General features: G+C 63.0%; 21 protein-coding genes. 10 read left to right on the forward strand and 11 right to left on the reverse strand.

From position 1 onward, the window contains the following. The first annotated feature begins 13 nt into the window (after positions 1 to 13). From WNZ15_RS14610 to ampH, 6 genes are all read left to right on the forward strand, one after another. Positions 14 to 2,224 carry an iron ABC transporter permease gene (locus WNZ15_RS14610; protein WP_342893717.1) on the forward strand — a complete coding sequence of 737 codons (2,211 nt, stop codon included), beginning with the start codon at positions 14 to 16 and terminating at the stop codon, positions 2,222 to 2,224. Next, the gene (locus tag WNZ15_RS14615) at positions 2,221 to 3,282 is read left to right on the forward strand and encodes an ABC transporter ATP-binding protein (RefSeq protein ID WP_342893718.1); all 1,062 of its coding nucleotides are present in this window, start codon (positions 2,221 to 2,223) and stop codon (positions 3,280 to 3,282) included. The genes WNZ15_RS14610 and WNZ15_RS14615 overlap by 4 nt, the downstream gene beginning before the upstream one ends. Then, complete coding sequence (locus tag WNZ15_RS14620) at positions 3,282 to 4,085, forward strand: inositol monophosphatase (protein WP_342893719.1); 804 nt, start codon at positions 3,282 to 3,284, stop codon at positions 4,083 to 4,085. The genes WNZ15_RS14615 and WNZ15_RS14620 overlap by 1 nt, the downstream gene beginning before the upstream one ends. 398 nt (positions 4,086 to 4,483) lie before the next feature. Next, positions 4,484 to 5,347, forward strand: coding sequence for a sulfurtransferase/chromate resistance protein (locus WNZ15_RS14625; protein ID WP_342893720.1), 864 nt, complete (start codon positions 4,484 to 4,486; stop codon positions 5,345 to 5,347). Beyond that, positions 5,347 to 6,654, forward strand: a complete 1,308-nt coding sequence (gene chrA, locus WNZ15_RS14630) for a chromate efflux transporter (protein WP_342893721.1) — start codon at positions 5,347 to 5,349, stop codon at positions 6,652 to 6,654. The genes WNZ15_RS14625 and chrA overlap by 1 nt, the downstream gene beginning before the upstream one ends. A gap of 290 nt (positions 6,655 to 6,944) precedes the next feature. Further along, the gene (ampH, locus tag WNZ15_RS14635) at positions 6,945 to 8,051 is read left to right on the forward strand and encodes a D-alanyl-D-alanine-carboxypeptidase/endopeptidase AmpH (protein WP_342893722.1); all 1,107 of its coding nucleotides are present in this window, start codon (positions 6,945 to 6,947) and stop codon (positions 8,049 to 8,051) included. A 97-nt stretch (positions 8,052 to 8,148) separates the two neighbouring features. On the opposite strand, the gene WNZ15_RS14640 is transcribed toward ampH, so the two are convergent. From WNZ15_RS14640 to WNZ15_RS14670, 7 genes are all read right to left on the reverse strand, one after another. Then, entirely contained in the window at positions 8,149 to 8,904 is a 756-nt protein-coding gene (locus WNZ15_RS14640) for an SDR family oxidoreductase (RefSeq protein WP_342893723.1), read from the reverse strand. Between the two features lie 15 nt (positions 8,905 to 8,919). Continuing rightward, on the reverse strand, positions 8,920 to 9,741 hold the full coding sequence (locus tag WNZ15_RS14645; protein WP_342893724.1) for a glutathione S-transferase family protein: 822 nt from the start codon (positions 9,739 to 9,741) through the stop codon (positions 8,920 to 8,922). Beyond that, on the reverse strand, positions 9,738 to 11,177 hold the full coding sequence (locus tag WNZ15_RS14650; RefSeq protein WP_342893725.1) for an aldehyde dehydrogenase family protein: 1,440 nt from the start codon (positions 11,175 to 11,177) through the stop codon (positions 9,738 to 9,740). The genes WNZ15_RS14645 and WNZ15_RS14650 overlap by 4 nt, the downstream gene beginning before the upstream one ends. 18 nt (positions 11,178 to 11,195) lie before the next feature. Then, positions 11,196 to 12,557, reverse strand: a complete 1,362-nt coding sequence (locus WNZ15_RS14655; protein WP_342893726.1) for a TRAP transporter large permease — start codon at positions 12,555 to 12,557, stop codon at positions 11,196 to 11,198. Beyond that, positions 12,554 to 13,093, reverse strand: a complete 540-nt coding sequence (locus WNZ15_RS14660; RefSeq protein WP_342893727.1) for a TRAP transporter small permease — start codon at positions 13,091 to 13,093, stop codon at positions 12,554 to 12,556. Before WNZ15_RS14660 ends, WNZ15_RS14655 begins: the two co-directional genes overlap by 4 nt. A 23-nt stretch (positions 13,094 to 13,116) precedes the next feature. After that, on the reverse strand, positions 13,117 to 13,878 hold the full coding sequence (locus tag WNZ15_RS14665; protein WP_342893728.1) for a glutathione S-transferase family protein: 762 nt from the start codon (positions 13,876 to 13,878) through the stop codon (positions 13,117 to 13,119). 103 nt (positions 13,879 to 13,981) lie between these two features. Then, a complete protein-coding gene (locus tag WNZ15_RS14670) occupies positions 13,982 to 14,989 on the reverse strand; it encodes a TRAP transporter substrate-binding protein (RefSeq protein WP_342893729.1) in 1,008 nt (335 codons plus the stop codon). A gap of 205 nt (positions 14,990 to 15,194) precedes the next feature. On the opposite strand from WNZ15_RS14670, the gene WNZ15_RS14675 reads away from it, so the two are divergent. The 3 genes from WNZ15_RS14675 (at position 15,195) to WNZ15_RS14685 (ending at position 17,945) form a co-directional block, all read left to right on the forward strand. Beyond that, positions 15,195 to 15,938 (forward strand): GntR family transcriptional regulator, encoded by a 744-nt coding sequence (locus WNZ15_RS14675; protein WP_342893730.1) that lies wholly within the window; start codon positions 15,195 to 15,197, stop codon positions 15,936 to 15,938. A gap of 161 nt (positions 15,939 to 16,099) precedes the next feature. Further along, positions 16,100 to 17,281: an OsmC family protein gene (locus tag WNZ15_RS14680; protein WP_342893731.1), complete on the forward strand. Its 1,182-nt coding sequence runs from the start codon at positions 16,100 to 16,102 to the stop codon at positions 17,279 to 17,281. A gap of 55 nt (positions 17,282 to 17,336) precedes the next feature. Continuing rightward, positions 17,337 to 17,945, forward strand: a complete 609-nt coding sequence (locus WNZ15_RS14685) for a ferric reductase-like transmembrane domain-containing protein (RefSeq protein ID WP_342893732.1) — start codon at positions 17,337 to 17,339, stop codon at positions 17,943 to 17,945. Between the two features lie 33 nt (positions 17,946 to 17,978). Here the strand turns inward: WNZ15_RS14685 and WNZ15_RS14690 are convergent, their stop codons facing one another. Continuing rightward, the gene (locus WNZ15_RS14690; protein WP_342893733.1) at positions 17,979 to 18,368 is read right to left on the reverse strand and encodes a VOC family protein; all 390 of its coding nucleotides are present in this window, start codon (positions 18,366 to 18,368) and stop codon (positions 17,979 to 17,981) included. A gap of 7 nt (positions 18,369 to 18,375) precedes the next feature. After that, entirely contained in the window at positions 18,376 to 18,795 is a 420-nt protein-coding gene (locus WNZ15_RS14695) for a hypothetical protein (RefSeq protein WP_342893734.1), read from the reverse strand. A 251-nt stretch (positions 18,796 to 19,046) separates the two neighbouring features. On the opposite strand from WNZ15_RS14695, the gene WNZ15_RS14700 reads away from it, so the two are divergent. Continuing rightward, a complete protein-coding gene (locus tag WNZ15_RS14700; RefSeq protein ID WP_342893735.1) occupies positions 19,047 to 19,733 on the forward strand; it encodes an ElyC/SanA/YdcF family protein in 687 nt (228 codons plus the stop codon). Between the two features lie 58 nt (positions 19,734 to 19,791). Here the strand turns inward: WNZ15_RS14700 and leuB are convergent, their stop codons facing one another. Together leuB and WNZ15_RS14710 are read right to left on the reverse strand one after the other, a co-directional pair. Next, on the reverse strand, positions 19,792 to 20,904 hold the full coding sequence (gene leuB, locus WNZ15_RS14705) for a 3-isopropylmalate dehydrogenase (protein WP_342893736.1): 1,113 nt from the start codon (positions 20,902 to 20,904) through the stop codon (positions 19,792 to 19,794). 153 nt (positions 20,905 to 21,057) lie between these two features. Continuing rightward, positions 21,058 to 21,831, reverse strand: coding sequence for a sulfite exporter TauE/SafE family protein (locus WNZ15_RS14710; RefSeq protein WP_342893737.1), 774 nt, complete (start codon positions 21,829 to 21,831; stop codon positions 21,058 to 21,060). Position 21,832 lies beyond the last annotated feature (1 nt).

A 21,832-nucleotide genomic window follows, 5' to 3' on the forward strand; every position in this document is an offset into this window, starting at 1 on the left:
ATCGGACCGATCCATGACATCCAGAGACAACCGCAGGCTCGATCTGATCCTTGCGGCCGGGGTCTTCGCGTTGATCGCGTTGCCCTGGTACCGCATTCGCTCGGGCTTCTTCAGCTTCGAATGGCTGGAAGATTTCATTTCTTCAGAAAAACTCTGGCCGGGCCTGGTGCAGGGACTGACGGGGCGCTGGCAGCTCTGGCCGGTTCTGGCGCTGCTCGCCGTTGCCGTCTTGCTGCGGGTGACACAGGCTCCCGGAAAACGCGGCGGTGCGCTGATTGCCGTCGGCGCGGCGGGTCTGACCTGGATGCTGGCCGAGGGGCTGGCCATCGGCCTGCGCGGCTGGAACTGGGGGCTGCTGGAAGCGGGTTTCGGCGAAGTTGCCGGGCAACCGGCCTTCGGCGCCGGCGCCATCGTGATGGGCACGCTCTTTGCCCTGATGATCGCTTTTGGCGCCGCTGAACGCGGTGCGCTCAAGGGCGATGCTTTCGTGCTCGGCGCGATCACGCTGCTGGTGCTGCTGGTCGCCACCTTTGTCTTTTATCCGCTGGTGTCGATGTTCACCGGTGCGTTCCAGGAGTTCGACGGCTCCTTCACCAGCGAAGGCGTGCGCCGGAACATCGTCGATCCGAAAATCTGGTCGCTGGCGTGCTTCTGGGGCGGAAACTGCGGGGTCGCATGGCGCACCTTCTTCCTGGCGATCTGCACCGCGACCGGGACGACATTGCTGGGACTGGTGTTCGCGCTGGTGGCTACGCGCACGGGCTTCAGATTCAAGAAGTCGCTGCGCCTTTTGACGGTGCTGCCGATCATCACACCGCCCTTCGTCGTCGGCCTCGCCCTGACCATGCTGCTTGGCCGGTCCGGATCGCTGACCCAGGTAATCGAAGCCGCCACGGGCTGGGAACTGGGCCGCTGGCTCTATGGCCTGACCGGCATATGGATCGCCCAGATGCTGAGTTTCACGCCGATTTCCTTCCTCGTCCTGATCGGGGTCGTGGACGGGATCAGCCCGTCGATGGAAGAGGCCAGCCAGACGCTGCGGTCCGACCGCTGGCGGACCTTCCGCAAGGTCTCGCTGCCGCTGATGGCGCCGGGGCTGGCGAACGCCTTTCTGATCGGCTTCATCGAGTCGATGGCCGACTTCGGCAACCCGCTGGTGCTGGGTGGCTCCGGCGGCGTGCTGTCGACCGAAATCTTTTTCGCCGTGGTGGGGGCGCAGAACGATCCGTCCCGCGCGGCGGTGCTGGCGATGATCCTGCTGGTCTTCACCCTTTCGGCCTTCCTGGCGCAGCGGCTTTGGCTGTCCGGGCGCAACTATGCGACGGTGACCGGCAAAGGCGACGGCGGGCGGCATATCAGTCTGCCGCGCCGGGTCGGCTTGCCAGTGATCACGGTGGCCGTCGCCTGGGCGGCCTTCACCATCACGGTCTATGCGATGATCCTGTTCGGCGGTTTCGTGAAGATCTGGGGGCTCGATCATTCCCTGACGCTCGACCACTACGCCAAGGCCTTCGGCGTTGGCTGGGACAACGGCGTGCTTTGGACCGGCGTTGCCTGGGACAGTTTCTGGACGACGATGGAGATTGCGCTGATCGCCGCACCGCTGACCGCGGCGGTGGGGCTGCTGACCGCATGGCTGATCGTACGCCAGAGGTTCCCGGGGCGTTCGGTGTTCGAATTCGCGCTGATGATGAGCTTTGCCATTCCCGGCACGGTGATCGGCATCAGCTACATCATGGCCTTCAACCTGCCGCCGCTGCAGATGACCGGCACCGCAGCGATCCTGATTGCCTGCTTCGTCTTCCGCAACATGCCCGTGGGCGTACGCGGCGGGGTCGCCGCCATGGCGCAGCTCGACGGCTCGCTCGACGAGGCTTCGCTGACGCTGGGGGCGAGCTCCGGGCGGACCATGCGCAAGGTGATCCTGCCCCTCATGCGCCCGGCGATACTCGCCGCGCTGGTCTACAGTTTCGTGCGGGCAATCACCTCGATCTCGGCGGTGATCTTTCTGGTCAGCGCGAAATACAACATGGCCACAGCCTATATCGTCGGGCTGGTCGAGAACGGCGAATACGGCATCGCGATCGCCTATTCCTCGGTCCTGATCCTGGTGATGATCACCGTCATCGGCGGCTTCCAGCTGCTGGTCGGGGAACGCCGTATCCGGCGGGGTGAGGAAAAGGCCGCCAATTCCAGTTTCTCTGCAAAGGAAGCACGAGCATGACGCAGACAAAAGGCGCTGTGGCGTTCCGCAACGTGCGGAAGTCCTTCGGCAGTTTCACCGCCATTCCCGATCTGACGCTGGACATTGAACCCGGCAAGCTGGTCACCCTGCTGGGGCCGTCCGGCTGCGGCAAGACAACGACGCTGCGGATGCTGGCGGGGCTGGAGAGCCCGACGGACGGGCAGATCCTGATCGGCGGCGACGATGTCACCCGCCTGCCTGCCGACCGGCGGGACGTGTCGATGGTGTTCCAGAGCTATGCGCTGTTCCCGCATATGCGCGTCGGCCAGAACGTTGCCTACGGGCTGGAAGCGGGCGGCATGAAATCGGCCGAGGCGCGCAAGCGCGCGGAAGAGGCGCTGGAACTGGTGGGCCTGTCCGGCCTCGCGGGCCGGTTGCCGGCGGAGCTTTCCGGCGGTCAGCAGCAGCGGGTCGCGGTGGCAAGGGCGCTGGTGCTGGAGCCGCAGGTGCTGCTGCTGGACGAGCCGCTGTCGAACCTCGATGCGCGGCTGCGCCGCAAGGTGCGCACGGACATTCGCGACTTGCAGCAGCGGATCGGCCTCACCGCCGTCTACGTCACCCACGATCAGGAGGAAGCGCTCGCCGTCTCCGACACCATCGTGGTGATGAAGGAGGGCAAGATCGCGCAGATCGGCACGCCTCGCGAACTTTACGAATCTCCTGCCTCGGACTTCATCGCCGACTTCATCGGCGAAGCGAATGTGGTCGAGGGCCGCGTGATCTCGGTCAATGGCGATGCCGCGCAGGTTGAACTGGGCGGTGTGACGCTGTCCTTGCCCTCCAGGGGCCAGTTGCCGGGGCCCACGCAGATATCGCTGCGCTCGAACGCGCTGAAAGTGACAACCGAAGGCACGGGCATAAAGGGCACCATCGCCTCTTCCGCCTATCTCGGCGATCATGTCGAATATGAAATCGACGGTCCGCTGGGACAGATTTTCGTGGTCGACGATGAGAGCGACATGCCTTTGCCGTCGGGTACCGCGGTTGCCCTGGAAGTACGCCCGCGCGGTGTTGCGCTCATCCCTGGAGGTGCATGATGACGAACGACATGAATGCGGAGCGACTCAAGCTGGCCGTCGATCTGGCCCGGCGTGGCGGAGATCTGGCACTGGACTATTTCCGCCGGCGCGACGCGCTTGTCGTCGAGACGAAGCGCCATGTGACGGATCTGGTGTCCGAGGCGGACCGGGAAGTCGAAACGCTGATCCGCGACGCGCTCGAAAAGACGTTTCCCGAGGACGCGATCCTGGGAGAGGAACACGGATTGAGCGAAGGCAGCTCCGGCTTCACCTGGGTGCTCGATCCGATCGACGGGACGGCGCCCTATCTGAACGGCCTGCCGGGCTGGTGCGTTTCCATCGGCGCCCGCGACGGCGACGGACCGGTGCTGGGCGTGATTTACGCGCCGATACTGGACGAGCTGTTCGTGGCTTGCCGGGGGCAGGGCGCGACGCTGAACGGGGAGCCTATCCGTGCCCTCGACGGCGACCTGCGCGCCGGTCTGCTGGGCATCGGCGCGAACGACCGGGTGGCGAGCGATCGCGTCGGCCGGATGCTGACCGAGCTTATGGACGCCGGTGTCGGCTGGATGCGCTACGGCTCCGGCGCGTTGATGCTGGCCTGGGTCGCCGCCGGACGGCTGGTCGGCTATGCCGAGCCCCGCATGAACGCCTGGGATTGCATGGCGGGCTATGTCCTGATCCTCGAGGCCGGCGGCCGCATCCTGCCGTTCCCGGACGGCCCGGGCCTGACCCTCCCCGCACCGGTCCTGGGGGCGTCGGCCGGGGCGTATGATGAACTCCGGGATATTTGTGACTTTGGGTCTGCGCCGGATTGGTAGGGGGGCCACGGAGCGCCAGCCTCTCTAATGTCATTCCGGGCAAGTGCAGCGCAAGCTGCGCGACGACCCGGAATCGAGCGCCCCCTTCGCGCCGCAGGCGCGGCCATTTTCAAAGTGATGAATTAAGAAAACCCGTGCTCGCTCACGCTCGCGCTGATGCGCTGGATTCCGGATCAGCGCGCAGCAAGCTGCACTTGTCCGGAATGACAACCGTGAGGGCTGGGCTTAGCCTCGCAGGTCGCTCCCCCCGTTGACACCCCCGCACCACACCGCTACTCCTTCCCCATGGGGTTCCTGCGAACGCCCCGTGAGGCTCAGGCTCAAGATTCGCGAGCGACATTTGTTTCGGCGCCGGTGGCGGCGGCAAGTGTGTTCGATTGAGGATCAAGGAGCCGAAAATGCCAGCCCCCAATGAAATCACCATCTCCAATCTGCAACGCCTGATCGGCACGCCGGACTGTCCGGTGATCGTCGATATTTCCATCGATCCGGACTTCGACGAGGATCCGTATTTCATCCCCGGCTCGTTCCGGCACCCGCATACGGACAAGCGCGGGCTTGTCGAGCGGCTGGACGGCAGGGCTTGCGTCATCACCTGCCAGCGCGGGATCAAGCTCAGTCAGGGGCTGGTCGCCTGGCTGCGCACGGAAGGGGTTCAGGCGGAATATCTGTCCGGCGGCATGTATGCCTGGCGGGACACGCCCGGAACCCTGCGGATCCCCGCCGGATCTATTCCGGAGCCGGTCGATGGCGCGACGCTGTGGGTCACACGGCACCGTCCGAAAATCGACCGCATCGCGTGCCCGTGGCTGATCCGCCGGTTTGTCGACCCAAAGGCAAGGTTTCTGTTCGTGTCCCCCGTCGAGGTGGAAGGCGTGGCGAGCCGTTATGGCGCGACGCCGTTCGACGTCGAGAACGTGCATTTCTCGCACCACGGCGACCGCTGCACCTTCGATACGATGCTGGAGACATTCGAGCTCAAGAGCGCGGCTCTGGAGCGTCTGGCGGATGTCATTCGCGCCGCCGACACCAACCGGCACGATCTATCGCCCCAGGCGGCGGGCCTGCTGGCGGTCTCGGTCGGCCTGTCGCGGCAGTATTCGGACGATGTGAAGCAGCTTGATGCCGGCATGACCGTCTATGACGCGCTCTATCGCTGGGCGCGGGACGGGTTCGAGGAAGGCCACGACTGGATTCCATCTTCCAGTTCAGCCTCCACCCCGGCCTCCTCATCTGCCACCAAAGCGGAGCCGTGGTCCTGATGACGGCGAATGAAACCGCGAATGGGGACGGCGTGCCGTCCCTTGCCGCTGCGACGCGGGTCTGGGCGCGGATCGGGGTGCTGTCGTTCGGCGGGCCCGCGGCCCAGATCGCGCTGATGCACCGGGAGGTGGTCGAGGACCGCCGCTGGCTGTCAGAGCAGACCTTTTTGAACGCGCTGTCGTTCTGCATGCTTCTGCCCGGGCCGGAAGCCATGCAACTGGCGACCTATGCGGGCTGGCGGATGCACGGCATGGTCGGCGGGCTTGTGGCGGGGCTGCTGTTCGTGCTGCCGGGGGCGGCGCTGATGCTGCTGCTGGCCGCGCTTTACGTGACCTTCGGGGCGCTGCCGCTGGTTCAGGCGCTGTTTCTGGGCGTCAAGGCGGCGGTTCTGGTGATCGTGCTCGAGGCGCTGCTGCGCATCTCCCGGCGGGCGCTCACCCGGCCGCTGCACTATTGGATCGCGGCGGGCGCCTTCGTCGCGCTGTTCGTCTTCGATGCGCCCTATCCGCTGGTGATAGCAGCTGCCGCTGCGGTTGGCTTGGTTTCGGGGAACGGGAGCGGGACTGCTGGTGAGGTTGCGCAGGGCGGGGCGTCTGTCAGCCATTGGGGCACGGTACGGACAATCCTGGTCTGGCTGGCGCTGTGGTGGTGTCCGCTGCTCTTGCTGGAATTTGTCTTTCCCGGGCAGGTTCTGGGCGAAATCGGCCGGTTCTTCTCGGTGCTGGCGACGGTCACCTTCGGCGGCGCCTATGCGGTGCTGGCCTATATGGCGCAGGAGGCGGTCAACGGGTTCGGCTGGCTGAGCGCGGCGGAAATGGCGGATGCGCTCGGTCTTGCCGAGACCACGCCGGGGCCGCTGATCCTGGTCACAGAGTTTGTCGGTTTTCTGGCGGCAGCGCGCGATGGAGCAGGCGGACCGGATCTTGTCATGGGGGCTGCCGGTGCCGCAGTCACGCTATGGGCGACCTTCGTGCCGTGCTTCCTATGGGTCTTTGCCGGTGCGCCCTATATCGAGCGGCTTCATGCCATGCCGAAACTGAAAAGTGCGCTGGACGCCATCACGGCGGCGGTTGTCGGCGTGATCCTGAACCTGTCGATCTGGTTCGCCCTGCAGGTCACGTTTTCGGATGTCACCCGGCAGGAATTCGGGCCGCTTCGGCCGCTGGTGCCGGATGTGACCACACTGGACTGGCGGGTGCCGGTGCTGACGCTGGTCGCGGGCCTGCTCATGCTGCGCCTGCACAAGGGCATACCGCTCACCCTGGCGGTCTGCGCGCTGCTCGGACTACTTCTGGCGCAGGCCTGACAGGCGGGCGGTCAGGAGAGCCGGGTCCGGCGGTCCGGTCAGGCACTTGCCTGTCATCGGCCAACAGGTGCCAGGCACGTCTCCCGCAAGCTCCGGGCAAGGCGGATGTGTCAGGAAGTTGCCGGCGGGCAGTGGTTCCCGGCGCCCCGGGATCCTGTGGCCGCCACGACTTGGCCAGAGCAGGTCCCGGCCGGTTCCAGTTTTTTCTGGCATGGTGCACCGTGCGGGGCTACCGTCCCCGGATCGCAACCATTGGATGCCGATGCATTCGTATTTTTCGGGACATGTTCATGAAGTTCAAAGCCATTACCCTTGCCTTTCTTGTCGCGGCAGCACCGGCTGCGGCCGAAGACGCGCTTCTTCAGGAAGCCATTGAATTCACTGGTCAGATCTTCTACCTCGACACCGGCGTGCCGGGACTGGTGATTGCCGCGGTACGCGATGGCGAAACCGCCTTTTACGGGCTGGGCGAGACCAAAAAGGGCAATGGCAAGACGCCGGACGCGGACACGGCGATCAACGTCGGCTCCATTACCAAGTCGTTCACGGGCCTGACGCTGGCGACCCTTGCCGCCGAGGGCACCGTCGCGCTGACCGACCCGGCCGGCCCGCTGATCGACCTGGTCGACACGCTGCCCGAGCGCGACGGCCACAAGATCCGCCTCGTCGATCTTGCCACCCATGCCGGTGGCCTGAAGCGCGAGTTGCAGGAAGTTCCGGATGTCGAACGATACAGCGACGCCTCTTTCCAGGCCAACCTGAAGGACGCGGGCCTGCTGTTCACGCCCGGCACCGGGATGCTGTATTCCAATGTCGGTTTCGACCTGCTGGCGATGGCCCTGTCGGGGGCGGCGGACAAGCCGTATGACGCGCTGCTGAAGGAAAAGGTTCTCGATCCGATCGGGCTGACCGCGACAGGGTATGAAAGACCCACCGGCGACACGGTCATGACGGGCTATGACTGGGAAGGCAACGAGATGGTTCCGGGCGCGCAGTTCGCCAACAGATCGGGAGCCTCGCAACTCTACACCACCGCCAACGACATGCTGCGGTATCTTGAATGGAACCTCGACCGGTTCGGCAGCGAGGGCGCGGAAGCCCGGGGGATCAGCCACGCGGCCTGGGCGATGCGTGACGGCATGAACCCGGTCTATGGTCTGGACGAGTCCGGCCACATGAACGCCATGGGTCTCGGCTGGGTCATCATGATGCCGGAGGGCGACAGCCCGCTGATCATCCAGAAGGCAGGCGGCAGCGAAGGGCTGCTGAGCTACCTGGCGTTCGCACCGAGCCGCGGCGTCGGCGTCTTCATCTCCATCAGCCAGTTCAACTTTTCCGCCGGCATGGAAATGGCCAACGTCGCCAACGAACTGATCGCCATCCTGGCACCGCGCTGACGGAGCTGTCGCCGACGTCCTGAAAATCCGGCCGGGCTTTCCAGAAAAGCCCGGCCGTCTTTTTTTGCGGTTGGACTGCGCTCCGGGCGGCGGTGCGTCAGATGTTGACCTTGCCGCCGTCCACATTCAGGGTCTGGCCGGTGACGAAGTTGCTGTCGGACGAGGCAAGGTACAGGAGGGTCCCCAAAAGGTCCTCCGGCAGCATCTCGCGCTTGATCGACCGGGTGGCGACCGTGGGGCCGCGGGCCATGTCGAAGCCGTCATTGGCCCGAACGCCCGCGCTTTCGGTGAGCCCTGGGGCGATGGCGTTGACCTGGATGTTCATGTCGCCCAGCTCACGCGCGTGGCAGCGGGTCAGCGCGATCACGGCGCCCTTGGACGCAGTGTAGTGCGACAGGCCCGGCGGTCCGTAATAGAACGTGCCGGAGGCGATGTTGACGACCTTGCCGCCACCGGCCTTGATCATCGTCGGCACGATTGCGCGCATGACCTGGTGAACGCCGCGGGCATTGACCCGCATGATCAGGTCGAACTCGTCGTCGCTGATCTCGAAAAAGGGCCTGGGCTTGATCGTGGCGAAGATCGAGGCGTTGTTGACCATGATGTCCAGCCCGCCAAGTTCGGTCCTTGCCGTTTCGACCATGGCTTTGAGATCGTCGTTCGAGGTCACATCGACCTTCATGCCTAGGGCTGTACCTCCGGCATCGGTGATCGCCTGTACCGCGCTGGCTGTGTCTTGCACATCCGTCACAAGTACCTTGGCCCCTTCGTCGGCCATGGCTTTGGCCATGAGGGAACCGATGCCTTGAGCGGCACCGGTAATGACTGCGGTTTTTCCTTCCAGACGGCCCATGGACGCCTCCCTTGTTCAGAGTCCGATTTGAAGAATTCTCGCGACTTCAGGCCAGCTCTTGGCCCCGTTATCGCGCAGATCGTTGGTCAGGTCTTCCGGCACCCAGTCGATCAGGCACTTCCGGAAATTGGGCCGGGCCTCGATGCGGGCGAACCAGTTGTCGACATGGGGCAGGCGCCCGTTTTCCCACATGCCGCGCATCGACATCATCGCCAGGCGATTGACGTAGGGCGTCATGGCGATATCGGCGATGGAAAACCTGTTGCCGACCAGCCAGTCGTCGTCGCCGCTCAGCGCGACTTCCATCTTGTGGAGATAGGTGTCGTAGAGCTTGACCATTTCCGTCGCGCCGGGCGCGTCGAAGCCATGGCGGGTAAAGCTGTCCTTGCGGCTTTTCCAGTCGGATGTCACGGACATGGAGGGGGTGGAGGCGAGGAATTTCCGCACGCCTTCGGGTCCGAGCTTCTTCAGGACGGTGTGCCTGTGCGAGCAGACGAAAGTAACCGCGCCGCAGGCCGGATGCAGATCCTCGTCGACCGCCTTGGTCCAGTAACGCACCTGCGCCCGTTCCCAGGGGTCGGTCGGATGAACGCTGGATTCCGGCGCGATCTGGTCGAGATATTCGATGATGACCGTGCTGTCGGGAATGACGGTGCCGTCATGAACCAGTGTCGGCACCACGCCCTTGGGATTGAGCTTCAGATAGTCCGGCTCGAACTGTTCGCCCTTGAGGATGTCGATATAGACGCCATCCCAGGCGAGTTTCTTTTCCGCCATGGCGAACCGCACCTTGGCGGCGCAGACGGAAGATCCGTGATGATAGAGTGTGAATGTCATAGCTGCACCGTGACCCATTTCAGTTCCGTCATCGCCTCCATGTCGGAATCGGTGCCTTCGCGACCGACCCCGCTTGCGCCATTGCCGCCGAAGGGCACATGGGCCTCGTCATGGATGGTGGGGCCGTTGATGTGGCACATGCCCGCGCCGATGTTGCGGGCGAAGTGAAAGGCCTTGTCGATGTCCCTGGTGAAGATCGCCGAGGACAGGCCGTAGTCGGTGTCGTTGGCCTTCTCCAGACCCTCCTCGTAGCTGTCGATCGGATAGATTGCGGTGACCGGTCCGAAGGTTTCCGACCTGCAGACAGTCATGTCTCCGGTAACACCGGTCAGAAGGGTCGGCCGGCAGCGATTGCCCTCCCAGTCGCCGCCGGTCACGATGGTCGCGCCCTTTGCAACGGCATCGGCAATGTGATCCCTGACCCGGGCGCGCTGCCGCTCCGAGATGATCGGCGCGATGACCGTGGCCGGATCGCGCAGGTCCCCCATGCCGACCTTCGACGCGATCGCCGCGAACCGTTTGACGAATTCGTCGTAGACGGGACGTTCGACATAGAACCGGCTGGAACCGATGCAGGCCTGGCCGCCGAACATGAAGATCGAACGCGCTGCCAGCGGGACGGCCTTTTCAAGGTCCGCATCGGCGAGAATGACGGTCGGGCTCTTGCCGCCGAGTTCCAGCGTGTTGGGTGTCTTGTTCCTGGCACAGATCTCGCTGATGTGCTGACCGACCACGGAAGAACCGGTGAAGGTGACGAAATCGACGGTCTCGTGACCGGTCAGATCGTCGCCGATTTCATGGCCGTAGCCGGTGACCACGTTGTAGGCTCCGGCCGGGAAACCGGCCTCGGCCACGATTTCCGCGAACAGCAGGCTCAGATGGGGGGCCATTTCCGAAGGCAGATGCACCACCGTGTTGCCGACCGCCAGGGCATTGGCGACAAGGCGCGTCGTCTTGATCAGCGGCACATTGAACGGCGTGATCACGGCGACGACGCCGAGCGGCTCGCGGATCGACATGGAGAATTTGCCCGGCGCGTCCGAGGGAATGGTCTCGCCACGCACGTTGCGGCACATGCCGGCCGCCGCGCGGATCATGGTCAGGCCCTTGTCGAATTCGAACATGGCCTTCTGGACCGGAGAGCCTATTTCGTCGATCAGGCAGTCGAGCAGGTCCTGTTTCCGTTCCTCCATGATTTCGGCGATGCGCAGCAACCAGCGTTCGCGTTCCCTGGGCAGGGTTTCGCGGTAATTCCCGAAGGCGGCCGCGGCGGCCGCGACGGCCTTGCGCATGTCATCGCCGCTGCCCCGGGCCGCGCGGGCATAGAGACTGTCGTCCAGCGGGTTCAGCACTTCGAACGTTCTGCCGCCGGCAGCGTCGACCCAGTCACCCGCGATGAAATGCTGCAGTGTCCTGAAATCCGGTTTAGCGTCCATGTGACGACTCCTTTATCGCTATCCGCCGACAATCGTCTGCGGCAGGAAAAGCGCGATCTGGGGGAAAAGGATGAGAAGGCCGAGCATTGCGGCCATGGCGAACCAGAAGGGCCAGATGCCGCGGAAGATCTGGCTCATGGGCACCTCGGGCGCGATCGATTTGACAATGAAGACGTTGATGCCGACCGGTGGACTGATCATGCCCATTTCCAGCACGATCACCACGATGATGCCGAACCAGACCAGGTCCCAGCCCATGCCCATCGCGATCGGGATCACGACCGGGATGGTCAGCACCAGCATTGCCATGGATTCCAGGAACATGCCCAGGAACATGTAGGCAAGAATGATCAAGAGGAGTACGCCCACACCGCCGATGGGCAGCGAGGTGAGCAGGGTGACCAGCTGCGCAGGCAGTTCGGTCAGCGACATGAAGGGTATGAAGACGAAGGCCCCGATGATGATCAGAAAGACGGTGGCAGTTGCGTTCATCGTCTGAAGAATCACGTCGCGCGTGGCCTTCAGGTTGAGCGACCTGCGCCAGAGGGCCACGAGGAAGGTGAAGAAGGCGCCGACGGAGGATGCTTCGACCGGGGTGAAGAAGCCTGTGTACATGCCGCCGATTGTCACCAGCACGACGCCGAGGATCGGTGCCGCCCTTCTCAGGGCGATCAGGCGTTCCGTGCGCCCGGAGCGTTCGCCGCGCGGGCCCGCCTCGGGCTTGCGCGCCACCACCAGATAGATCGCCCCGATGAACAGGAGGGTGAGGATGATGCCCGGAATGATCCCGGCCATGAACAGCCGCCCGATCGACTGTTCCGTCAGCACGGCGTAAATGATCATGCCGCCGGACGGGGGGATCAGGAAACCGAGAGTGCCGCCGGCGGCCACCGACCCGGTCGCCAGGCTGTCCGAATACTTGTAGCGCTTCATCTCCGGCAGGGCGACGCGGCCCATGGTGACAGCGGAGGCAAGCGACGATCCCGACAGAGCGGCGAAACCCGCGCAGGCGGCGATGGTGGCGGAGGCCAGCCCGCCGCGCATGTGTCCCATCCAGCGATAGGCGGCCGTGAAGAGGTCGTTCGACATGCCCGAGACACCCGCCAGATTGCCCATCAGCACGAACATCGGGATCACCAGCAGATTGAAGTTCGACGCGGCCTCGAAGGTTTCCCCGGAGAGGTTCGAAAACGCGATTTTCCAGCCCCGCGCCCAGGCCTGGTCGGAGGTCATGCCGATGCCGATGAACTTGTTGGCATTGGCGACGGCCGTGCCGATGAAACCCACGCCCAGCATGGACAGGGCGACGGGCATGCGCAGTGCCAGCAACACGAACAGGGAAAGCAGGCCGAGAAGGCCCAGAACGGTCATGTTGATCATAGTGGTCCGCCACCTGTTCTAAGCAGAGTGATCTTGTCCCCGCGCACGAGCCGCCAGATGTCCAGGAGCAGGATCATGGCGTAAAGAGCGACCGAGACGGACAGGGCGTAATAGAAAGGCTCGAACGAGATCAGCAGTTGCTGGGTCGTCTCGCCGAAGCGCTCGGCACTCAGGCCGGCATGCCACAACCGCCACGCCATGAAAGCGAGGAGCCCGCTTGAAAACACCTTGACGAGGACCATCGACCATCTTGCGAATCCGGCCGACATGCTGCTTTCCAGCACTTCGATTTCGATATGTGCTCCGGTCCGTGCGCCGAGCGGTATCGACAGCGCGACGATCACCACAAGCGCCAGGACCAGCAGATCCTCGGCGCCGACGACAGGGTTGTTCAGGGCCTTGCGCATGATCAGCACGTTCCAGACCGAAAAGCCGGTCATGAAAATGAGCGTTGCACCACCACAGATCAGGGAGACCCGGATCAGCACGGCGTCCAGCAGGCCGGTCAGCCCGGAAATTCTTTTCTCGTTTGACATCTCACCCCTCCCTCGAGCCGTTTTCAAACCTTTGAAAAATCGGGACACCACTTCAGGATGCCTTCCTGAAAGCTCTTCCTGGTCTGGAAAGCCGCAGCCCATCGCGAGACATTCGGAAACTTTTCGAACGGATAGCCGCAGCCGACGAGAACGAAATGGAGCGGGACCCATGAAATATCGGCCAGGGTGAACCGGTCCCCCATGATCCAGGCGTTGTTTTCCAGTGCCTGGTCGAGCTTCGTGAAGCACTCCGCGAGAATCGCTTCCGACCTTGCCAGGTCCTGAGCGCTGAACTGGCCTGTGCCCGCGTGTTTCGAGTGAAACGACTTGAGCTCATTATTCTTCTGAAGTTCGGCGTATTTCTTTTCTTCCTCGGCCGTCTTCTTGACCTTTTTGGCGATCCTGGTCGCATAGACATAGGGCTTGACGGCGGGCACGTGGATGGATGCGGCCAGGCGAAGCCACTCAAGCATTCCGTCCGCGTTTTCGCCGCGCAAGGACGGTTCGGGGTAGGCGTCGTCGAGATAGTCGATGATGTCGTTGGACTCGATATGCACCACGCCGTCATCGACCAGCGCCGGGACCAGCCCATTCGGATTGATGCCGAAATAGGCTTCCGAAATATTCTCTTTCTTCTTCAGATCGAGATGATGACTGGTCCAGGGCAGACCTTTCTCGATCAGGGTCATGCGGACCCGCATCGAGCAGTTCGAGATATCACCGTGATAAAGATGAAGCCCCTCGAAAGCCTGTACAGCCTTGTTGGACGGGACGATGACGACCATTGGACACCCTATTCGTGATGGAACGTTCAGGAGAACTGGCCCCGGACAGGGCGGTGCAGGCAGGCCTGGCCCTGTCCGGAATGCGATTGCACGCGCCGGCGAATTACCGGTTGAGCGCGTCGTAGATCTCGCGGGCGTTCGCGATGCCTCTGGTTTCGTAATCCGCGAAGACCTCATCGAGGCCGACGGCGACCGCCGCGTCCATCTTGGCGCGCTCGTCATCCGAAACCACGATCCACTCGTAGCCCTTGTCGGCTTCGGCAATCATCTTCTTGGAACGCTCGTCGGCACCATCGAATGATTCCGCCAGCTTGAGCGACATGGGCAACCCGGCAAGCTCGTCGATGATCGCGCGATGCTCTTCAGAAAGACCCATGTACCGCTCCTTGTTCATGACGGCGAATGTGACGGCAAAATTGACCGGCACGTTCTCGACCACATGGGTGGACACATCCCAGAAATTCCAGGGCGGGGTCAGGTTGTTGTACGAGGCCATTGCCGAGTCGATCGTGCCGGTGCTGATGCCCGTGTACATTTCGGTCACCGGCATCTGCACCGGCACCGCGCCGAGCGCTTCGACGAGCGGTGTTGTCATTGCCGCATAGGGTACCAGCTTGGCGCCTTTCAACCCCTCCATGGTCGACACGTTCCGTGTGCCGACCCAGAGGTTGCCCGCGACTGTTCCCACGGCGAGAACCTTCACATCGGTGTATTCGTCGGCGAGGTACTCATCGAAATTGGCCCAGATGCGGCGGGTGGACTCGTCTGCGTTCTCGGGCGTCCCTGGCAGGATGGCAAGCATGGTCTTGGGAAAGAGCGCGGGCGTATAGGCGGACACACCGAAGGTGATGTCCGCGACGCCTTCGACCGCGCGCTTGTATTGCTGGACCGGACCCGCACCGAGCTGGCCGGCGGGGAACAGCTTCATGGTCAGGGTGCCCCCGGACCGCTTTTCCAGTTCCTCCCCGAACCATTTGAACATGACCGTGTTGGTGTGGTGCTGCGGCGGCACGAAGGTGGCCACGGTCAGCTCTTCGGCCGAGACCGGTTGTGCGGAAAACCCGACTGCTGCTGCAAGTGCAAGGGCCAGTTTGAAACGAGTGATTGCCATTGGTTCCTCCCGAGATTGGCATGGCAGGCGAATGCGTTTTTGGGATCCCAAACCCAGGTCGCGGCAGCCTGCCTCGGCGGATTTTCACCGCGTCACAGCTAGGGAACACCGGAAAAGGATCCCAAATCAAGTGATTTTTGCAAAAAAATTCTGAAGAACGTCGTTTTCGATTGACTTTGGGATCCCAAATGGACTGTATGACAGGATGGAATCCATCGACACAGAACTTGCCGCGCGTATCAGGGCCGACATCATCAACGGGGCCTACGAAGAAGGCGAACGCCTGTCGGAAGCGCAGCTCTGCGCGACCCACAACGTCTCCAGGACCCCGGTCCGACTGGCCCTTCGTCTTTTGGAGCGAGAAGGGGTGATCCTGCGCGGCGAAGGCCGCGGTTATCAGGTCCAGAGCCCGAACGTCGAAGATATTCTGCAGGCGGTTCAGGTCCGCGGACATCTGGAAAGCCTGGCCGCACGGCTTATGGCCCAGTCCCCGGACCGGGCGACGTACCTGCCGGACATGGCGCGCGCCATCGAGGCGATCGACAGGCAAATCAGTCTGGGCCGGATCGACAACGAAGTGATCCGGCAGATGCAGGCGGCGAACAAGATCTTCCATACGACGATACTGGCTGCCTGCGGCAACGATTATGTCGGTTACACCTGCGATCAGATCAGCCATCTGCCCATGCTGGCCGTGGGATCAATGGTCTTCGACCGGGCGGTCGCCGACACGCCGGACCAGGTCGAACGCGGCTTTTTTCGCTTGCGGCTGGGCAACGCACAACACCAGGTGATCTTCGAGGCCATTGAAAAGGGGGATGCGGTTCGCGCGGAAGGCGTGATGCGGGAGCATTCGCATACGATGATCGAATATATCCGCATGTTCGAGAAGCGCGACGCCAACCTGACCGTCGCCGACCTGGTCGCCTATTCCGGAATAGACACCTGACAGACCCGACCCGGGAGCCGGGTTCGCCGTGGCGGTGGATCAATTGAAACACGCCGCTTGACAGGCAGACGGTCCGCAGGCGGCCGGTCGGGCCATATCGACACTCAACGCCGGAAATCTCTCCGCGCACAGCACTTCAAACGGATCAAGGAGACATGCCGATGGCGGCGATGGGAAAAGACGTTATCCGCGAAAGCGGTGTCGTGCCGTTCTTCAAGGTTGCAAACGCCGGGGAAGTCGGGATCGATACCCCCGCGAACCGCAAGGGAGATGCCTTGCGCACCTGGATCCGGTCCCTGTCCGGTTTCCAGAAGGAAGCGCTGGTGCGGTCGGCGAAAACCGGCGACACGTGGCGGCTGGTCTCCGACGAAGGCCCTTATCTCAATGGCCACGACGCGGCGCCGTGCCCGCTGGCGTTTCTGTCCACCGGCATGGTCGCGAGCTTCATGAACGAGATCCTGGCACTGGCCGGAAAGCAGGGTGTCGAGATCCGCAAGCTGAAGCTGATCCAGGACAATTATTACACCATGAAGGGGTCCATGCCGAAGCGCACCATGGTGGGTGGCGCGGAGAACATCGATCTGCAGGTCGAGATCGATTGCGACCTGGATGATGCGTCCCTGAACGCGTTCCTGATCAACGCCACATATGCCTCGCCGCTCAACGGGCTGATGCGGGGCCAGCTGGAGAGCCTGTTCAAGCTCGGCAAGAACGGCCGCGAACTGGCCACGGCACAGGTCGCCGAATTGGACGGCGCTCTGTTCCCGGATCCGGGCAACCATTTTGATCTGGCCCGGCGGGCGGCCGGCGACCTGACGCTCATGGAGCCGGTCGGCCCGACGCCGAAAAAGGATGTCGTCAAGGGGACCACGGCCGGCGGCTCGTCCCTGTCGGACGAACAGGACCGGAGGCTCAACATCGGGGCCGTCGCCGTTCTGCGCGAGGACGGCATCAAGGATCTCCAGCAGATGCAGTATTCGCCCTATGGCACGTCGTTCCGGTTCCTGAGTTCCGAAGACGGGCGCGCCCCGGATGCCAATACGCTGATCAGCGCCGGGATCGCCTTCTGCTTCATGACCCAGTTCGGTCGTTTCGTGTCCATGCTGAAACTGGATCTTCCGGATTACCGCATCGTTCAGGACACCCATTTCAGCCTGGGCGGCGCGAGTGGCGGCACGGGCCGGGCCGGTGAAGCGGATCCGATCGAGACCCATGTCTACCTGGAGACGGGGGAGAGCGACGAAACCGCACAGGAGATGCTGGATATTTCCGAGAAGACCTGTTTCCTGCACGCCTTCTGCCGCACGGATCTGAAGACCAGGCTCAAGGTTCAGCGCGTCTGACCCGGTGCGGACACGTCGTCGCGGCGCAACCGGAATTCGACAATAGGAGCCAGTCATGTCGTCAGTGAAGACGGTCTTGAACCATCCCTACACCTTCTGGGCGATCCTGAGCCTGCCGGCCATTCCGATGATTGCCGGTCTTGCGTCGGGTGATCTGAAAACCGTCCACGACCTTCTGCATCCGACAGGCGAGTTCGCTGCACGCTTCATGATCATCGCCATGATGCTCACGCCGCTGACGATGCTCTTGAAGGGATGGCGCGGTCCGCGCTGGCTGCTCAGGAGGCGGCGCTATCTCGGTGTCGCGGCCTTTGGCTACGCCGCGTTGCATACCGTGCTCTATCTGGTGGACATGGGAGCCCTCGCCTTTGCTGGCCAGGAAATTGCCAGGCTATCCATCTGGACCGGCTGGGTTGCGTTCCTCATCTTCGTGCCGCTGGCGGTCACGTCAACCGACGGATGGGTCCGGACGCTTGGACGGCGCTGGAAGATGTTGCAGCGGGCCGTTTACGCGGCCGCGATCTTCACACTTCTCCATTGGGCGGCCCTTCACGATTGGGGCGGTGTCGCTCCCGCACTGGTGCATTTCGTGCCGCTGGGCCTGCTGGAGCTGTACCGGGTCTGGTCCAATCTTTCGCGCAGATGGTCACCCGCCGCAGGATAGCTTCCGAGCAGGTCCGGCCTGGACGCCAGGCTGTCAGCGGTGCTCGATGAGGTCCCATTTGTTGCCGAACGGATCCTGGAACACGGCGACCTTGCCGTAAGGCTCCGTGCGGGGAGGCTCCAGAAAAGTGACGCCTGCGTCCTGCATTGCCTGGTAATCCCGGTCGAAATCATCCGTGTTCAGGAACAGGAACACCCGCCCTCCCGCCTGGTTGCCGATGGTCGCCTGCTGGTCCGGGCCATCGGCCCGGGCGAGCAGCAGGCGGGTTTCGGTACTGCCCTTCGGTGCGACGAGAACCCAGCGTTTCGTGTCCGACAGAGGCGTGTCGCCGATCAGGTCGAAACCGAGCTTTTGCGTGTAGAACGCGATCGCCCGGTCATAGTCCGGCACGACCAGCGTCACGGCGCCGATGACCTGTTTCATGGATGGCCTACTGCGCTTTCCGGTAGACGGAGATGTTGGTGAAGCTGGCGACGTCGACCAGATGCACGGTCTGGGTCACGGTCAGGGTGCGGCCGTCGTCGGACAGTTCGCGTTCGGCCTTCATGAGGGTCAGTCCGCCCCGGCGCGCCTCGGAGACAAGCTTGTCGTCGCCCTGAAAGACGAGGCGCATGGCGTCCACCAGACCGCTTTTGCCCAGCTTGACCTCCGGCCCGTCGGGCATGGCCTCGAACGTGTCGTTGGTGATCTCGCCGTCGGCATCGACCTGGTTCATCGTGAACACGGCCATGCCGAAATTGTCGTCGATCTTCAAGGTGGCGCTCTTCGGCGGATCCCCCTGCTCGAAGTCGCTTTCCTCCGAATCGAGGATCCAGGTGCCGAGAAAAGGCGCGAGTTTGTCTTCGTTCATGAGGTGATCTTGTCTTGCAATTCTTGCGGGTGTATTTTTCTATTGATCGGTATCGGTGAGGCGCTTCTCGCTCATCGGGTAGCGGAGCATCCGGTTTCGCTCTGAGGGGCCCATGCTGACAGTGCCGGCCCGGTTCATCCGGACGTCACTGGTTCGTGAGACACATGTGGAACGAAGCTAATTCATGCGTTCGAACTCATCCGTCCTTTCGGCTTTCAGTCTCTGGATCGAGATCTATCATGGATCAAATCGTGCCGAAACTATCAATGCCGCCAGCATTGAACGACGAACTCATTCACGAGATCACCGAACTCTGTTTTTATGAGAGCCCGCGTGCGGAGGGCAACATCCTGGTGACCTTCGGAACAAATCTTGGCGTGACGGCGGCGGCGCACAAGACGATGGCCGAATTGAAAAAAGGCCTGACGAAGATCCTCGCGCTGACAGGCGGCATGCCGTCGGCGTTCAAGGCCTTTTCCGAAATCCGGCCGGGGCTCAGCGAAGCTCAGGCAATCTATGACCTGATTTTCAGCGATCCGGCGACCTGCAGTCTTGCCGGACAGACCGAATATCTGTTTCTGGAAAGACGGTCACTGAACACGAAAGAGAACGTCGCAAATCTACATGACAGGCTCAGGGTCGTGGACGATGACCGGGTCGTCTGCGTCTGCCACGCCTATGCGGCTCAGCGGGTCTTCCTGACGATGAAGAGCTTCTTTCCCGATATCGAGGTCATGGTGTCTCCGTATGAAATCGAAAAGTCCCTGCCCCGGGGCCGGATGGTCAGCATGACGCGGCAGGGCTGGTTCAGGAGTGACCTCTCGCGGGGACTTGTCTGGGGCGAGGTTCTTCGGCTCGAGGCCTACGGCGCAATGGGCGAGTTCAGCATCGAACCGGTGCGCGCCCGGCTGGAGCGGATCAGGATGCTCGCCGGCTAGGAAAAGCCGCCACCGGGATACCCGCTGGCGGCTCGTGGTGCAAACGCTGATGAGGCCGTCAGGCGCCGAGCGCGTCCAGCTCGGCAACAATGGCATCACCCATTGCGGAGGTGGAGATGGTGGCTTCGCCTGCCGCGGCGATGTCCTTGGTGCGCAGGCCCTTGCCGAGGGCATTGGCGATCGCCTGGTCCAGCTTGTCGGCCGCAGCGACCTGTTCGAAAGAGTAGCGCAGGGCCATGGCGAAGCTGGCGATCATGGCGATCGGGTTGGCGGCGCCGGTGCCGGCAATGTCCGGTGCGGAGCCGTGGACCGGCTCGTACAGCGCCTTGCGCTTGCCGGTGACGGCATCCGGAGCGCCGAGGGAGGCCGACGGCAGCATGCCGAGCGAGCCGGTCAGCATCGCGGCAACGTCCGACAGCATGTCGCCGAACAGGTTGTCGGTGACGATGACGTCGAACTGCTTGGGCCAGCGGACGAGCTGCATGCCGCCGGCATCGGCCAGCATGTGCTCGAGCTGAACGTCCTGGTAGGCGTTCTTGTGGGTCTGGCTGACGACCTCGTTCCACAGAACGCCGGATTTCATCACGTTCCGTTTTTCCATGGACGTGACCTTGTTGTTCCGCGTGCGGGCCAGTTCGAAAGCGACACCGGCGATGCGTTCGATCTCGTAGGTGTCGTAGACCTGGGTATCGATACCGCGCTTCTGGCCGTTGCCGAGATCGCGGATTTCCTTCGGTTCGCCAAAATAGACGCCGCCGGTCAGTTCGCGCACGATCAGGATATCGAGACCCTCGATGATATCCTTTTTCAGGGACGAGGCATCGGCCAGCGCCGGATAACAGATGGCGGGGCGCAGGTTGGCAAAGAGCTGCATGTCCTTGCGCAGGCGCAGGAGACCGGCTTCCGGGCGCACTTCATAGGGAACGTCATCCCATTTCGGGCCGCCGACGGCGCCGAAAATCACGGCATCCGCCGCCATGGCCTTGGCCATGTCTTCCTCGGAGATCGACTGGCCGTGGGCGTCATAGGCCGAGCCGCCGACAAGGCCTTCATCGGTTTCAAAGGACATGCCGCCCTTGTCATTGAACCAGGCAATGACCTTTTTCACTTCCGGCATGATTTCCGGGCCGATGCCGTCGCCGGGCAGAAGCAGAAGATTTTGAGAAGCCATGGACGTTCCATCCCGCATTGTTTTGAAATTCGTTCCCGCTGGGTTACCGCGTCGGCCCTTGTGTTTCAAGGCCAGGCCAGTTGCGAAGAACTCAAGCTTGGAGAGGTGAAAGGTCAATCCGGAAGAAAACCTGGCCGTCGCGCGGGATTCGGACTAGGCCCCTGGCCAGCTTCGGACAGCCTGCCAGAGCAGGTTCGCCGCCAGGGCGGTCATCACCCATCTGAAGCCGGTCCTGAAGGTCTTTTCCTCCATCCGGCCCAGCAGGCGGCTGCCGGCGAGCGTGCCGAGGAAACCGCTCGCGATCATGAGCACGATCAGGCCTGCCCAGGGCGCGAAGGCGAAGCCGAGCAGGCCGAAGACGACGATCTTGAAGACATGCATGATCAGCGCCGTGACCGCCTGATTGGCAACGAAGCCGTGACGCGGCAGACCCAGCGTGGCAAGAACCGCACCGCCGATCGGGCCGGCGGCGCCGAAGAACATCGACAGAAACGTGGAGGCAAAGCCGGCGCCTGCCATGGCACGTTTGCGCGCCTTGCCGAATTTGGGTGCCTTGCCCCAGACCACCCACAGCACGAACAGGCTGATGCCGGCTTTCAGGATCGCGGCGGGCAGTTCGATTGCGATCGCGCCGCCGATCGCCGCGCCGAAAGCGGCGCCCACGGCAAACCAGAGTGCGATCAGCCAGTCGACGTGTTTCAGTTGCACGATTGCCCGCCCGGCGTTCGAGCCGAGCTGGACAACACCATGAACGGGCACCAGCGCCCCGGCGGGCATCACCGCCGCCATGACCGCGATCAGCGCCACGCCGCCGCCAAGCCCGACGGCGGCCGTCAGGGCGGAGGTGAAGAAACTCGTCAGGATCAGGAAAACTGTCGCCGCCGTGCCAAGCTGGTCGGGAAAGGCGAGGCTCAGAATGCTGCTCACG

It is taken from the genome of Roseibium sp. AS2 (assembly GCF_038900065.1).
Lineage (GTDB): Bacteria > Pseudomonadota > Alphaproteobacteria > Rhizobiales > Stappiaceae > Roseibium.